Below are 13,964 nucleotides of genomic sequence, written 5' to 3' on the forward strand. Positions count from 1 at the left end.
TTGACCTGCTGGGGTGCGCTTTCTAGAATCGCCCGACATTTTCGCCCGGAACTTACTTCCAGCCAATGTCGTCATCTATACGCAGGTCCGCCCAGTCAGACACATTGACCCGCTTGGCCCAGGCCATCGCGGTGGCTGTGTCCGCCACGCTGGCGGGCTGCCAGAGCACGAGCCAGGTGCCGCAAACCGACGCGGCCCACACGCCGAACCTCGCTGCCCGGGCCAAGCAGAAGCCGTTGTGGCTCAGCGAAAAACCCAGTCCCCAGGTGCCCCAGGATGTCTGGGAGCGCATGCGCCAGGGCTTCCAGTTGCAGGAAACGGCCGGCGTCAATCCCCGTATCGAGCAGCAGCGACTCTGGTTCGCCAGCAACCCGTCGTTCCTCGAAGGGGCCGGTGAACGCGGCAGCCTCTACATCCACTACATCGTCGAACGCCTCGAAGAACGCAACATGCCGCTGGAGCTGGCCCTGCTGCCAGTGATCGAAAGCGCCTACAACCCCATGGCCTACTCCCGGGCCAACGCGGTGGGGCTATGGCAATTCATCCCGTCCACGGGGCGTTATTTCAACCTGCGCCAGACCCGTTTCTATGACGGACGCCGCGACATCACCGCGTCCACCACGGCCGCCATGGACTACCTGACGCGGCTGCACGACATGTTCAACGGCGACTGGCTGCTTGCCCTGGCGGCCTACAACGCCGGCGAAGGCACGGTCAGCCGCGCCATCGAGCGCAACGAGAAGCTCGGCCTGCCCACCGACTACTGGAACCTGCCACTGCCCGCCGAGACCCAGGCCTATGTGCCCAAGCTGCTGGCATTGTCCCAGGTGGTGCTCGCCCCCGATGCCTATGGCGTGAACCTCAACCCGATCGCCAACGAACCCTACTTCCAGGTCGTCGAGATCAACCAGCGCATGGACCTGTCCAAGGTCGCGGCGGTGGCCAATATCGACGAGGACGAGCTGTTCCAGCTCAACCCGGCCTTCAAGCAGCGCACCACGATCGACGGCCCGCAACATTTGCTCGTACCCACCTCCAAGGCCCAGTTGCTGACCGCCAGCCTGTCGACCATGCGCCCGGAGGAGTTGATCAGCCCGCGCTCGCTCAAACCGGTCTTCGAAACCGCCGACGACAGCGAAGTCGAAGGCGCCCGGCGCAGCTACCGGGTCAAGCGCGGCGACAACCTGGCCCAGATCGCCAAGGCCAACAATGTCCAGACCAAGGACCTGCAACGCTGGAACAAGCTGAGCGGCAACAAACTCAAGGTTGGCCAGACCCTGGTGATGCAGGACACCAAGGCTCCCAAGGCCAACGGCAAGCGCATCAACACCGTGGTGGCCGCCAACAGCAAGGACCAGAAGAAGCAGACCCAGTACAAGGTCAAGCAAGGTGACTCGCTGTACGTGGTGGCCAAACGCTTCAACGTCGAGATGCAACATCTCAAGCGCTGGAACCCGCGGATGGGCAAGGCGCTCAAGCCCGGGCAGATGCTGACGGTCTACTCCCCGCACTGACAGTCATGTAGCCGGGGCAGCTTTGTGGCGAGGGAGCTTGCTCCCGCTGGGTTGCGCAGCAACCCCAAAAGCAGCGACTCAATCATCTCTCACACCGAGGTGCCAGGTTCGGGGTCGCTTCGCACCCCAGCGGGAGCAAGGCCCCTCGCCACAGCTCAAGCAAACCCTGAAGCTTTGAGCCCCCGCCTTTTTCCTGCCGATACAAGCTGTTACTGTACCTGCCATAACGCCCAAGCCGCCTGGATCGGATCTCAGACTTGATACGTCCCCTCCTCTTGCTCCTGATCAGCCTGGCCTTGAGTCCCTGCGCCAGCGCCACCATCAGCGAAAGCCATGGCTATGCGCAGTTCGGCACGCTCAAGTACCCGGCCAGATTCACCCACTTCGACTGGGTCAATCCGCAAGCGCCCAAGGGCGGTACCTTGCGGGTCATGGCATTCGGCACTTTCGATACACTCAACCCGTATACCTTCAAGGGCAGCAGTCCGGTTTCCACGCCTAATTTCCTGCAATACGGCATCAACGAGCTGAACGAACCGTTGATGGTCGGCACCGGCCAGTACGCGCCGTCCGGCGATGAGCCGACGTCCAGCTACGGTCTGATCGCCCAGTCGGTGGAGTACAGCGAAGACCGCAGCTGGGTGGTGTTCAACCTGCGACCCGAAGCGCGGTTCCATGACGGCGTGCCGATCACCGCCTACGACGTGGCCTTCTCCTACCGCACCTTGCTCAAGGACGGTCACCCGCAATACCGCACCAACCTGCAGGAAGTGCTACGGGTCGATATCCTCAACCCACTCAAGATCCGCTTTGTCTTCAAGCGCGCCGGCAACCCCCTGTTGATCCTGCGCCTGGGCGAACTGCCCGTGCTGCCCCAACATTACTGGAAAGGCCGCGACTTCAAGGCAACGACCTTCGAGCCGCCCCTGGGCAGCGGGCCATACCGCATCACCAAGGTGCAACCGGGCCGCCAACTGGTGTTCGAGCGGGTCAAGGATTACTGGGGCAAGGACCTGCCGGTCAATCGTGGCAAGTACAACGTCGACCGCATGGAGGTGGAGTTCTACCGCGACAGCGATGTCGCCTTCGAAGCCTTCAAGGCGGGTGAGTTCGACATCTACATCGAGCACCAGGCCAAGAACTGGGCCAACGGCTACGAGTTCCCGGCAGTCAGGCGCGGCGAAGTGATCAAGGCGCAGATCCCCCACCAGATCCCGACCCAGACCCAGGGCCTGTTCATGAACACCCGGCGCGCCACGTTTGCGCAGGTCAAGGTGCGTGAAGCGCTGGGGCTGATGTTCGATTTCGAGTGGACCAACCGCACGTTGTTCAGCAGCGCCTACAAGCGCACCCTCAGTTACTACCCCAACAGCGAATTTTCCGCCAGCGGCCTCCCTGTGGGCCATGAATGGCTGCTGCTCAAGCCCTACCGCGAACAACTGCCGCCGCGCCTGTTCACCGAACCTTTCAGCCTGCCCCAGACCGACGGTCGCGGCATTCCCCGGGAAACCCTGCGCAAGGCGCTGGGGCTCTTGAAAGAAGCCGGCTGGACGCTCAACGGCCAGCGACTGCTGGACGCCGACAGCCGCCCGCTGAGCTTCGAGATCCTGCTGGTGAACCCGAACCTGGAGCGCATCCTGCAACCTTACGTCGAGAACCTCGCCAGTATCGGCATCCAGGCCCGGTTGCGCACCGTGGACCGCGCCCAGTACAAGCAGCGCCTCGACCAGTTCGACTTCGACATGATCCTGCTGACCCTGAACCAGACCCTGAGCCCGGGCCTGGAACAATGGCAGTACTTCCATTCCAGCCAGGTCGGGGTCAAGGGCAGCAAGAACTACGCCGGGATCGCCGACCCGGTGGTCGACCATCTGCTGGAAAAGCTGCTGGCCGCCCAGACCCGGGACGAACAGGTCGCCGCCGGCAAGGCCCTGGACCGCGTGCTGCTCTGGCAGCACTACTGCATTCCCAACTGGTATCTCAACTATCATCGCCTGGCGTACCGCAACCGGTTCGCCTTCGTCACCACGCCGCCCTACACTCTGGGCCTGAGCGCCTGGTGGCTGAAGTCTTCGGAGAAAGATCAATGAAGCCTATACGTGCCCTGCTCCTGCATGCAGGCGGCCTGCTGTTCGCCGGGCTGGCCTGCGCCGCGCCGCAGCACGCCTTGACCCTGTACAACGAACCGCCGAAATACCCGGCCGACTTCAAGCATTTCGACTACGTCAACCCCGACGCCCCCAAGGGCGGGATATTCCGCCAGGGCGGCTTCGGTGGCTTCGACAGCCTCAACCCGTTCATCAGCAAGGGTGTGCCGGCCGACGACATCGGCCTGATCTACGACACCCTGGCCAAACAGGGCCTGGATGAACCCTTCACCGAATACGGCTTGATCGCCGAGAAAATCGAACGGGCCCCGGACAACGCCTGGGTCCGCTTCTACCTGCGCCCCGAGGCCCGGTTCAACGACGGCCACCCGGTGCGCGCCGAAGACGTGGTGTTCAGCTTCCAGACCCTGACCAAGGACGGCGCCCCGATGTTTCGCGGCTACTACAACGACGTCGCCGAAGCCATCGCCGAAGACCCGCTCAAGGTCCTGTTCAAGTTCAAGCACACCAATAACCGTGAATTGCCGTTGATCCTCGGCCAACTGCCGGTATTGCCGAAACATTGGTGGGCCGATCGCGATTTCAACAAAGGCAACCTGGAGATTCCCCTCGGCAGCGGCCCCTACAAGGTCACCGAAGTGAAGGCCGGGCGCTCGATCCGCTATGAGCGAGTGAAGGACTACTGGGGCAAGGACCTGGCGGTCAACCGCGGTTTCTATAACTTCGACGTGCTGACCACCGACTATTACCGCGACAACACCGTGGCGGTCGAGGCCCTGAAGGCCGGGCAGTTCGACTTCTGGCTGGAGATGACCGCCAAGAACTGGGCCAACGCCTACAACATCCCGGCCGTCACCGAGGGGCGCCTGATCAAGGAACAGATTCCCAACGGCAACCCCACCGGCATGCAGGGTTTTGTCTTCAACCTGCGCCGGCCGGTGTTCCAGGATGTGCGGGTGCGCAAGGCCCTGAGCCTGTTGCTGGATTTCGAATGGACCAACAAGCAGCTGTTCAACGGCGCCTATGCCCGCACCCGCAGTTATTTCGAAAACTCGGAAATGGCCGCCACCGGCCTGCCCGATGAAGACGAACTGAAGATCCTCGAACCCCTGCGCGGCAAGATTCCCGAACAGGTCTTCACCGAAGCGTTCCAACCTTCGATGTGTGACGGCAGCGGCATGATCCGCGACCAGCAGCGCAACGCCTACCAACTGTTGCAGGAAGCCGGCTGGCGTATCGTCGACGACAAGATGGTCGATGCCCAGGGCAAACCGGTGGTGCTGGAGTTCCTGCTCGCCCAGACCGAGTTCGAACGGGTGCTGCTGCCGTTCAAGCGCAACCTGAGCGACCTGGGCATCGACCTGGTAATCCGCCGGGTGGACGTGTCCCAGTACATCAACCGCGTGCGCTCCCGGGACTTCGACCTGGTGGTGGGCAGTTTCCCGCAATCGAGCTCGCCGGGTAACGAACAGCGCGAATTCTGGATGTCGGCCGCCGCCGACAGGCCTGGCAGCCGCAATACCATGGGCCTCAAGGACCCGGCGGTCGACCAATTGGTGGAACAGTTGATCAACGCCGACTCGCGCAAGAGCCTGGTGGCCCATGCCCGGGCGCTGGACCGGGTGCTGCAATGGGGCTACTACGTGATCCCCAACTGGCACATCAAGACCTGGCGCGTGGCCTACTGGAACCACATCGGCCACCCGAAAGTGACACCGACCTATGACATCGGCACCACCACCTGGTGGGTCAAGCCCGACACCAAGCCTGCCGTGGAAGTAGAAAAACAAGTGATGGAACAACAGAACAACGCTGCTCCTGCGAGCGTGGAGTAACCCGATGCTGGCTTATACATTCAGGCGGCTGCTGCTGATCATCCCGACGCTGTTCGGCATCCTCTTGATCAACTTCGTCATCATCCAGGCCGCGCCTGGCGGGCCGGTCGAGCAGATGATCGCCAAGCTCGAAGGGTTCGAAGGCGCCACCAGTCGCATCGCCGGCGGCGGCGCCGAGGTGTCGGTGGCCGGGTCCAGCTATCGCGGCGCCCAGGGCCTGGACCCCAGCCTGGTCAAGGAAATCGAGCGGATGTACGGATTCGACAAGTCGGCTCCCGAGCGCCTGTGGATCATGATCAAGAACTACGCCCAGCTGGACTTCGGCGACAGTTTCTTCCGCGATGCCAAGGTCATCGACCTGATCAAGGAAAAGATGCCGGTGTCCATTTCCCTCGGGCTGTGGAGCACGCTGATCATGTACCTGGTGTCGATCCCGCTGGGGATCGCCAAGGCCACGCGGCACGGTAGCCATTTCGACGTCTGGACCAGCTCGGCGATCATCGTCGGCTACGCGATCCCCTCGTTCCTGTTCGCCATCCTGCTGATCGTGGTGTTTGCCGGCGGCAGTTACTTCGACTGGTTCCCGTTGCGCGGGTTGACCTCGAACAATTTCGAGACACTGACCCTGGGCGGCAAGATCCTCGACTACTTCTGGCACCTTGCCCTGCCGGTGACCGCCCTGGTGATCGGCAACTTCGCCACCATGACCCTGCTGACCAAGAACAGCTTCCTCGACGAAATCAACAAGCAATACGTCGTCACCGCCAAGGCCAAGGGCCTGACCCGCCGCCGGGTGCTCTACGGCCACGTGTTCCGCAATGCCATGCTGCTGGTGATCGCCGGCTTTCCTTCGGCCTTCATCGGGATCTTCTTCACCGGATCCTTGCTGGTGGAAGTGATCTTCTCCCTCGACGGCCTCGGCCTGATGAGCTTCGAGGCGGCCATCAACCGCGACTACCCGGTGGTCTTCGGCACCCTGTTCATCTTTACCCTGCTGGGGCTGGTGGTGAAACTGATCGGCGACCTGACCTATTCTTTTGTCGATCCGCGCATCGACTTCGAAAGTCGGGAGCATTGAGATGAACCTTTCCCCGCTCAATCGCCGCCGTTTCGAACTGTTCAAGGCCAACAAGCGTGGCTGGTGGTCGCTGTGGCTGTTCCTGGCGCTGTTCATACTTAGCCTGGGCGCCGAGCTGATCGCCAACGACAAGCCGCTGGTGGTGCATTACGACGACGGCTGGTACTTCCCGGCCCTCAAGCGCTACCCGGAAACCACCTTCGGCGGCGAGTTTCCGCTGGAAGCCAACTACAAGAGCCCGTATATCCGCGAACTGCTGGCCGCCAAGAACGCCTGGGTGCTGTGGGCACCGATTCCGTTCAGCTACCAGAGCATCAACTACGACCTGAAGGTCCCGGCACCGGCACCGCCCTCGGCCATGAACTGGCTGGGCACCGACGATCAGGGCCGCGACGTGCTGGCCCGGGTCATCTACGGCTTTCGTATCTCGGTGTTGTTCGCCCTGACCCTGACCGTGCTCAGTTCGATCATCGGCGTGATCGCCGGCGCCCTGCAGGGCTTCTACGGCGGCTGGGTCGACCTGGCTGGCCAGCGCTTCCTGGAAATCTGGTCCGGGCTGCCGGTGCTGTACCTGTTGATCATCCTGGCCAGCTTCGTGCAGCCGAATTTCTGGTGGCTGCTGGGGATCATGCTGCTGTTTTCCTGGATGAGCCTGGTGGACGTGGTGCGCGCCGAGTTCCTGCGCGGGCGCAACCTGGAATACGTGCGTGCCGCACGGGCATTGGGCATGCAGAACGGCGCGATCATGTTCCGCCACATCCTGCCCAATGCCATGGTTTCGACCATGACGTTCATGCCGTTCATCCTCACCGGCGCCATTGGCACCCTCACCGCCCTGGATTTCCTCGGTTTCGGCTTGCCCGCTGGCTCGCCGTCCCTGGGCGAACTGGTGGCCCAGGGTAAATCCAACCTCCAGGCCCCCTGGCTTGGGATCAGCGCGTTCGCCGTGCTGGCCCTGATGTTGAGCTTGCTGGTGTTCATCGGCGAATCCGCGCGCGATGCCTTCGATCCGAGGAAATGACATGAACACTGACAACCTGATCGAAGTCCGCGACCTGGCGGTGGAGTTCATTGTCGGCGAACGCCGCCAGCGCGTGGTCGAAGGCGTCAGCTTCGACATCCACCGCGGTGAAACCCTGGCGCTGGTGGGTGAAAGCGGCTCGGGCAAGTCGGTGACGGCCCACTCGATCCTGCGGTTGCTGCCCTACCCGCTGGCTCACCACCCCGCCGGGACGATCCGCTACGCCGGGCAGGACCTGCTGGGCCTGAAGGAAAAGACCCTCCGCCACCTGCGCGGTAATCGCATCGCGATGATCTTCCAGGAACCGATGACCTCGCTGAACCCGCTGCACTGCATTGAAAAACAGATCAATGAAGTGCTCGGCATTCACAAGGGCCTGAGCGGCAAGGTCGCGACCCGGCGCACCCTGGAGCTGCTGGAGCTGGTCGGCATCCCCGAGCCGCACAAGCGACTCAAGGCCCTGCCCCATGAATTGTCCGGCGGCCAGCGCCAACGGGTGATGATCGCCATGGCCCTGGCCAACGAGCCGGAACTGCTGATCGCCGACGAACCGACCACGGCCCTGGACGTCACCGTCCAGCTGAAAATCCTCGATCTGCTCAAGGATCTGCAGGCACGATTGGGCATGTCGTTGCTGCTGATCAGCCACGATTTGAACCTGGTGCGAAGAATTGCGCATCGCGTATGTGTCATGCAGCGCGGTTGCATCGTCGAACAGGCATCGTGCGAAGAATTGTTCCGCGCGCCGCAGCATCCGTACACTCGGGAACTGCTGGGTGCCGAACCCAGCGGCACCCCGGCGAACAACGTTGTCGGACCGCCGCTGTTGGAGGTCGAGGACCTGAAAGTCTGGTTCCCGGTCAAGAAAGGCCTGTTCAAGCGCACGGTAGACTACATCAAGGCCGTGGACGGTATCCGCTTCAGCCTGCCCCAGGGGCAGACCCTGGGCATCGTCGGCGAGAGCGGTTCGGGCAAGTCCACCCTGGGGTTGGCGATCTTGCGGTTGATCGCCAGCCAGGGCGGGATCCGGTTCGAAGGCAAACAGCTCGACAGCCTGTCGCAGCAGCAGGTAAGACCGCTGCGCCGGGAGATGCAAGTGGTGTTTCAGGACCCGTTCGGCAGCCTGAGCCCGCGGATGTGTGTCAGCCAGATTGTCGGTGAAGGCCTGCGGATCCACCGGATCGGCACCGAAGCCGAGCAGGAACAAGCGATAATCGCGGCATTGAAGGAGGTAGGCCTGGATCCGGACACCCGGCACCGCTACCCCCATGAATTTTCCGGAGGGCAGCGGCAGCGTATCGCCATTGCCCGGGCCCTGGTGCTCAAGCCGGCGTTGATCCTGCTGGATGAACCCACGTCGGCCCTGGACCGTACCGTGCAACGCCAGGTGGTGGAGCTGTTGCGGTCGTTGCAAACCAAGTACAACCTGACGTACCTGTTTATCAGCCATGATCTGGCTGTCGTCAAAGCGCTGAGCCACCAACTGATGGTGGTCAAGCATGGCCAAGTGGTCGAACACGGTGATGCCCGCAGCCTATTCGCTGCGCCGCAACACCCCTATACACAGCAGTTGCTGGAGGCCGCCTTCCTGGCCCCAACAACTGCCGAATAACCTGAAAGAGGAGCAACACATGGGTTTTCTCGCCGGTAAGCGCGTACTGATCGTCGGTGTCGCCAGCAAGCTGTCCATCGCATCCGGCATCGCCGCCGCCATGCATCGCGAGGGCGCTGAGCTTGCCTTCACTTATCAGAACGACAAACTCAAGGGTCGTGTCGAAGAGTTCGCGCAAGGCTGGGGTTCGAGCCCTGAGCTGTGCTTCCCGTGCGACGTGGCCAGCGATGAAGAAATCGCCAAGGTCTTCGAGCAACTGAGCCAGAAATGGGACGGCCTGGACTGCATCGTGCACTCCGTCGGCTTCGCACCGGGCGACCAACTGGACGGCGACTTCACCGAAGCCACCACCCGCGAAGGCTTCCGCATTGCCCACGACATCAGCGCCTACAGCTTCGTGGCCCTGGCCAAGGCCGGTCGCGAAATGATGAAAGGCCGCAACGGCAGCCTGCTGACCCTGTCGTACCTGGGCGCCGAGCGCACCATGCCGAACTACAACGTCATGGGCATGGCCAAGGCCTCCCTGGAAGCCGGCGTGCGTTACCTGGCCGGTTCCCTGGGCCCGGACGGCACCCGCGTCAACTGCGTCTCGGCCGGTCCGATCCGCACCCTCGCTGCCTCCGGCATCAAGAACTTCCGCAAGATGCTGGCCGCCAACGAAGCGCAAACCCCGCTGCGTCGCAACGTCACCATCGAAGAAGTCGGCAACGCCGGCGCCTTCCTGTGCTCCGACCTGGCGTCGGGCATCAGCGGTGAAATCATGTACGTGGACGGCGGCTTCAACACCACCGCCATGGGCAACATCGAAGAGTAATCTTCACCGCCCATGAAAACGCCGCGGCGCCTGCAAAGGCCCCGCGGCGTTTTTCATTGCAGCCCCAATGCAGCATGAACGAGTATCAAAGCTTTTCAGACAGAGCCTAGCGCCGATTCGCCTGCTTCTGGGTATACATGGCAGCGTCCGCATCAGCCATCAGGCCCTCGATGCTGTGGTGGCGCTGCGGGTCGTATTCGATCTGGCCAACGCTGAAGCGAATGTCATAGCCCCGCCGCAACATCGCATTGCGTTCATCGAGGATTTCCCTGAGGCGCGCCATGATCGCGGTAGTCTCGACATGGGACGAGCCGGTGAGCAAGGCCACGAACTCATCGCCGCCCAGGCGGCCGACCACATCACTTTCGCGAAACGCAATGCGCAACACGTCGGCGAAGGTCTTCAACGCGGCGTCGCCCTCGGCGTGGCCGAATCGATCATTGATGGGTTTGAAGTCATTGAGGTCGAAAAACAGCAGCGTCGCCGGTCGGGACAAGCGCTCACACACGCCCAAGGCATGTTGGGCCAGGGTCATGAACCCGCGCCGATTGGACAGCAGCGTCAGTTCATCCATGCTCGCCATCTGCACGGCGATCATTTCCTGCTCGGCCATGCTCGCCAGGTCACGCAGCAGTTCACGCTCTTCTTCGTTGAGTGTGCGCGGGCGGGTGTCGATCAGGCACAACGTCCCCAGTTTGCTGCCATCTTCCAGCCCCAGCGGGTGCCCAGCGTAGAAACGGATACCCGGCAGGCCCGTGACCAAGGGATTGTCGCGAAACCGCTCGTCCAGCTCCGCGTCGCTGATTTCCATGATGTGGTCCTGCAGGATCGCATGGCCACAGAACGACACCGACCGCGGCGTTTCCGTGGCGTCCAGGCCGGCGTTGGACTTGAACCACTGCCGGTTGGCATCCACCAGCGACACCAGCGCAATGGGCACATCGAACAGCCGCCGAGCAAGCCGGGTCAGGCGATCGAAGCGCTCCTCGGGCGCTGTATCAAGCAGTTTGAGCGACTGTAGATTCTTCACACGAACAGCTTCGTTGTCAGGTTTGCCTGGCTCAAGCATCGGGAACTCCATTGACGGAACTCCTCGAAGTCTAGACCAGACCCACGGTGCTTCCACCGTTGATGCCGTGCGAGGTCGAATCGAGTGGGCATTTGCCTGCCAGCGCTTATACACTGCGACTCAGGTTCAACCGGAGCACATCGACCGATGAAGCACGCCACCCCTGACGCCGCCCCCCGCTTCTGGCGCGACGCGGCCCTGCCCTTCATCGAGGCCCGAGCCATCGCCGACGGGCGCAAGGTCTGCTATTCGCGCCACGCCCACGACCATTTCTCCATCGGCGCGATCACTGCCGGACGCAGCACTTACATTCACGAGCACTCGCACTTGCAGGTGGCAAGCGGCACGGTGGTGTTGATGAACCCCGGCGCCGTTCATGCCTGCAACCCGATCGACGACCAGCCTTGGTCATACCTCATGTTGTACGTGGACAGCCACTGGCTGCGGGACCTGCAACGGCGTATCGGCTTTGACCAGGGCCTGGAGTTCCAAGGCTTCGCCACCACCCACAGTCGCGACGTCGAGTTGTTTGAGGCGTTGCAGCGCCTGTATGGGCAACTGGTGGATGAACGGCTCGCCGCCCATCACAAGCACGCCGCCGCCGAAGCGTTCTTCACGGACCTGCAACAGCGCCTCAACCCGGCCGGTCGCCCGGACCGGGGCAGCCATCCGGGCTTGATGCGGGCGGCGCAATTCATTCATGACCACTGCACCGAAGCCCTGAAGCTGGAAGACATCTGCGCCGCCGCTCAGCTCTCGCCGTCCTACCTGAGCCGGGCGTTCAAGCGCCATTACGGGATGACGCCTCACGCGTTCCTGGTCAATCGGCGGATCCAGTTCGCCCGCCGCCAGTTGCGCGAAGGCCGGCTGATCGCCGATGTGGCGCTGGACAGCGGGTTTGCCGACCAGGCGCATTTCCAACGGGCCTTCAAGCAGCACCTGGCAGCCACGCCGGGCCAGTATCGCGGTTGATGCTGCCCCACCACCTTGTTTGGACCAAAAACAGGTGGACCTCTGTGACGAGGGAGCTTGCTCCCTCGCCACAACAGCATCCCGCCTCGAAAACACTTGTGCTCAAGGCAACAATAAATACACCGCACTGGCCACCAATAACACCGCCATCGCCCGGTTGAACAGGCGCAGGGTCGCCGGATTGCCCAGCCAGGTGCGCAGAAAGCTCCCGGCATAGGCCCAGCAGCCCACCGAGACGTAGCAGATCACCAGGTAGATCGCCGCGAACTGCCACACCAGCCGCGCCTCGCCGTCAGCCACGAACGCTCCCATCCCCGCGACGCAGGCCAGCCAGGCCTTGGGGTTGAGCCATTGCATCAGCGCGCCGTAGAACATTGAAGGCGCCCGACCCTCATCCGCCCCAGCCAGCTGCCCGTCGTCCATCGCCAGTTTCCAGGCCATGAACAATAGAAACCCGACGCCACCCAGTTGCACCACCCGGGTCAGTGCCGGCCAGCGTTGCAGCACTTCATGCAACCCCAGCCCCATCAACACCAGCAGCAGGACAAACCCCAGGGTCGCGCCGCCCACATGGCGCAAGGTGGCTCGAAAGCCATATCGGGCGCCGGAGCTGAGGGCCACGATATTCACCGGTCCCGGCGTGATGGAGGCCACCAGGGCAAACGCCGCCATGGATAGAATCAGAGTCATCGCATACCTTCTTCATGTCTGTGAGGTGGCGATCAGGGTAAAAGGCCCATGGCGGGGTGTATTGAAGAAAACTGCCTTGATCCGGCACAAAGAATTCACTGTCGATTTTGCGGTGGAGTCGTAGCGGGCACGGTTCTATGCTCAACCCCATGAACCTACATGACTCGCTGCTCCCGCCCCACGCCGAAATGGTCCGCGCCATGCTCGAACGAGACACCGCCTACGAGGGGGTGTTCTTCACGGCGGTCAAGACCACTGGCATTTTCTGTCGCCCCAGTTGCACGGCGCGCAAGCCGAAGCCGGAAAACGTGGAGTTCTTCGCCCACGCCGACGAAGCCCTGTCCGCTGGCTACCGCGCCTGCCTGCGCTGCAAGCCGCTGGACGCCGCGGCCATCGCGCCGGACTGGATCCAGGCCCTGCTCAAGGCCGTGGACGCCGAACCAGACCTGCGCTGGACCGACGCCCTGCTGCTGGAGCAAGGCATCGAGCCGCTGAAACTGCGGCGCTGGTTCAAGCAGCATTTCGGCATGACCTTCCACGCCTACCTGCGTACCCGCCGCCTGGGGATCGCCCTGGGCGGGATCAAGGCCGGGGCGTCCATCGACCACGCGGCGTTCGATTCCGGCTACGAATCCTTGAGCGGCTTTCGCGATGCCTTCGTGAAATCCTTCCACATCACCCCAGGACGCGCCGCCCTCAGCGAACCCTTGCTGTTCACGCGCCTGACCACGCCGTTGGGACCGATGCTGGCCATGGCCGAACGGCGCGGCCTGGTGCTGCTGGAGTTCCTCGACCGCCCTGCCCTGACCAAGGAACTGGAAGAGCTGCAGCAGCGCTACGGCTACACGCTCGCACCGGGGCACAACGCCCACTTGCAGCAGATCGAAGGCGAACTGGCGGACTACTTCGCCGGCAAGCTCACGGCGTTCACCGTCCCGTTGCACATGCCCGGCAGCGCCTTCGCCGCCCGGGTATGGGCCGAACTGCTCAAGATCCCTTATGGCGAAACCCGCAGCTATGGCAGCATCGCCGCGGTGTTGGGCAGCCCCGGTGCCAGCCGGGCCGTGGGCCTGGCCAACGGGCAGAACCGCCTGGCCATCGTCGTCCCTTGCCATCGGGTGATCGGTGCGGACGGCGCGTTGACCGGCTATGGTGGTGGACAGCCGCGCAAAGCCTTTCTATTGCGGCTGGAACACGCCGCAACGCAGGTTTCATTGCCCCTGGCGTTTTGATCGACTTCACAAGAGCTGC

11 protein-coding genes are annotated in these 13,964 nt (G+C 62.7%); 9 read left to right on the forward strand and 2 right to left on the reverse strand.

Features of this window, described 5'->3' with window-relative positions:
* The first annotated feature begins 65 nt into the window (after positions 1 to 65).
* From VM99_22875 to VM99_22905, 7 genes are all read left to right on the forward strand, one after another.
* Entirely contained in the window at positions 66 to 1,514 is a 1,449-nt protein-coding gene (locus tag VM99_22875) for a lytic transglycosylase (protein AKK00774.1), read from the forward strand.
* Between the two features lie 257 nt (positions 1,515 to 1,771).
* Positions 1,772 to 3,604 (forward strand): ABC transporter substrate-binding protein, encoded by a 1,833-nt coding sequence (locus tag VM99_22880; GenBank protein ID AKK00775.1) that lies wholly within the window; start codon positions 1,772 to 1,774, stop codon positions 3,602 to 3,604.
* A complete protein-coding gene (locus VM99_22885; protein ID AKK00776.1) occupies positions 3,601 to 5,457 on the forward strand; it encodes a hypothetical protein in 1,857 nt (618 codons plus the stop codon). The genes VM99_22880 and VM99_22885 overlap by 4 nt, the downstream gene beginning before the upstream one ends.
* A 4-nt stretch (positions 5,458 to 5,461) precedes the next feature.
* Positions 5,462 to 6,535 carry a microcin ABC transporter permease gene (locus VM99_22890; protein AKK00777.1) on the forward strand — a complete coding sequence of 358 codons (1,074 nt, stop codon included), beginning with the start codon at positions 5,462 to 5,464 and terminating at the stop codon, positions 6,533 to 6,535.
* A 1-nt stretch (position 6,536) separates the two neighbouring features.
* Positions 6,537 to 7,556: an ABC transporter permease gene (locus tag VM99_22895; GenBank protein AKK00778.1), complete on the forward strand. Its 1,020-nt coding sequence runs from the start codon at positions 6,537 to 6,539 to the stop codon at positions 7,554 to 7,556.
* Between the two features lies 1 nt (position 7,557).
* Positions 7,558 to 9,168, forward strand: a complete 1,611-nt coding sequence (locus VM99_22900) for a microcin ABC transporter ATP-binding protein (GenBank protein AKK00779.1) — start codon at positions 7,558 to 7,560, stop codon at positions 9,166 to 9,168.
* Between the two features lie 19 nt (positions 9,169 to 9,187).
* Positions 9,188 to 9,982, forward strand: a complete 795-nt coding sequence (locus VM99_22905; protein AKK00780.1) for an enoyl-ACP reductase — start codon at positions 9,188 to 9,190, stop codon at positions 9,980 to 9,982.
* A 106-nt stretch (positions 9,983 to 10,088) separates the two neighbouring features.
* Here the strand turns inward: VM99_22905 and VM99_22910 are convergent, their stop codons facing one another.
* Positions 10,089 to 11,051 carry a diguanylate cyclase gene (locus tag VM99_22910; GenBank protein AKK01837.1) on the reverse strand — a complete coding sequence of 321 codons (963 nt, stop codon included), beginning with the start codon at positions 11,049 to 11,051 and terminating at the stop codon, positions 10,089 to 10,091.
* 147 nt (positions 11,052 to 11,198) lie between these two features.
* Between VM99_22910 and VM99_22915 the strand changes: the two genes are divergently transcribed.
* Positions 11,199 to 12,023 carry an AraC family transcriptional regulator gene (locus tag VM99_22915; GenBank protein ID AKK00781.1) on the forward strand — a complete coding sequence of 275 codons (825 nt, stop codon included), beginning with the start codon at positions 11,199 to 11,201 and terminating at the stop codon, positions 12,021 to 12,023.
* Positions 12,024 to 12,125: 102 nt separating this feature from the next.
* On the opposite strand, the gene VM99_22920 is transcribed toward VM99_22915, so the two are convergent.
* On the reverse strand, positions 12,126 to 12,713 hold the full coding sequence (locus VM99_22920; protein ID AKK00782.1) for a lysine transporter LysE: 588 nt from the start codon (positions 12,711 to 12,713) through the stop codon (positions 12,126 to 12,128).
* A 149-nt stretch (positions 12,714 to 12,862) separates the two neighbouring features.
* On the opposite strand from VM99_22920, the gene VM99_22925 reads away from it, so the two are divergent.
* Entirely contained in the window at positions 12,863 to 13,945 is a 1,083-nt protein-coding gene (locus VM99_22925) for an XRE family transcriptional regulator (GenBank protein AKK00783.1), read from the forward strand.
* Positions 13,946 to 13,964 lie beyond the last annotated feature (19 nt).

This window comes from Pseudomonas chlororaphis (genome assembly GCA_001023535.1).
Taxonomy (GTDB): Bacteria; Pseudomonadota; Gammaproteobacteria; order Pseudomonadales; family Pseudomonadaceae; genus Aquipseudomonas; species Aquipseudomonas chlororaphis_E.

What these genes read in the sequence shown, in the direction of transcription:
- VM99_22875 (AKK00774.1), top strand. Translation starts at nt 66, where the DNA reads ATGTCGTCATCTATACGCAGGTCCGCCCAGTCAGACACATTGACCCGC.
- VM99_22885 (AKK00776.1), top strand. Translation starts at nt 3,601, where the DNA reads ATGAAGCCTATACGTGCCCTGCTCCTGCATGCAGGCGGCCTGCTGTTC.
- VM99_22890 (AKK00777.1), top strand. Translation starts at nt 5,462, where the DNA reads ATGCTGGCTTATACATTCAGGCGGCTGCTGCTGATCATCCCGACGCTG.
- VM99_22895 (AKK00778.1), top strand. Translation starts at nt 6,537, where the DNA reads ATGAACCTTTCCCCGCTCAATCGCCGCCGTTTCGAACTGTTCAAGGCC.
- VM99_22900 (AKK00779.1), top strand. Translation starts at nt 7,558, where the DNA reads ATGAACACTGACAACCTGATCGAAGTCCGCGACCTGGCGGTGGAGTTC.
- VM99_22905 (AKK00780.1), top strand. Translation starts at nt 9,188, where the DNA reads ATGGGTTTTCTCGCCGGTAAGCGCGTACTGATCGTCGGTGTCGCCAGC.
- VM99_22910 (AKK01837.1), bottom strand. Translation starts at nt 11,051, where the DNA reads ATGCTTGAGCCAGGCAAACCTGACAACGAAGCTGTTCGTGTGAAGAAT.
- VM99_22915 (AKK00781.1), top strand. Translation starts at nt 11,199, where the DNA reads ATGAAGCACGCCACCCCTGACGCCGCCCCCCGCTTCTGGCGCGACGCG.
- VM99_22920 (AKK00782.1), bottom strand. Translation starts at nt 12,713, where the DNA reads ATGACTCTGATTCTATCCATGGCGGCGTTTGCCCTGGTGGCCTCCATC.
- VM99_22925 (AKK00783.1), top strand. Translation starts at nt 12,863, where the DNA reads ATGAACCTACATGACTCGCTGCTCCCGCCCCACGCCGAAATGGTCCGC.